Annotated in this window: 1 pseudogene; it reads left to right on the plus strand. The window is 54.8% G+C overall.

What is annotated here, in order from left to right:
- Nucleotides 1–600, plus strand: a pseudogene (locus R7P74_RS27825) (tandem large repeat); the annotation flags it as partial.

A 600-nucleotide genomic window follows, 5' to 3' on the forward strand; every position in this document is an offset into this window, starting at 1 on the left:
TTCTTCCAACGCAATGCCAATCACACCAACCTTGGCGATCACGCCAGTAGGCAATGTGGATAGCAGCAATGCTGCCGCATTGCAGATCACCGGTACTTCAAGCCGCTTTGATGGCCAAACCGTGAGCGTAGAAATCAAAGCGCAAGGCAGTGCAACGGCTATCGCTAGCGGCAGTGCCACAGTACAAAGTGGTGGCGCTTGGACGAGCAACGCGATGGACATCAGTGGTGAGCCAAATGGCACCTACACCGTGGTGGTGACGGGGACCAATGCCTCAAACGTGGAAGCAACAGAAAGCACAAACTTCACGTTGGCACAGGCGTTGCCAACACTGACTAACGCAACATTCAATCCGACGCATCAAGCGGAAGGACAAAGTGTCGCGGTCAGACTAGAGTTCGATAAAGCGCTGCAAGCAGCAAGCGCAGAGCTGGGTGGTTCCGCCATCACGCTGACTAAGACAGCGGATGCGAAAGTCTGGACCGGTGATGTTGTCGTGCCAGTGTCGTCAGAGCTAACCGTAGGCTTAGTGGTGAAAGATTACCAAGACCTTTCGGGGAATACGGGGGCAGAAGACCGCAGCCACTCGATGCCGATCAC

The organism is Vibrio sp. 2033 (assembly GCF_033339735.1).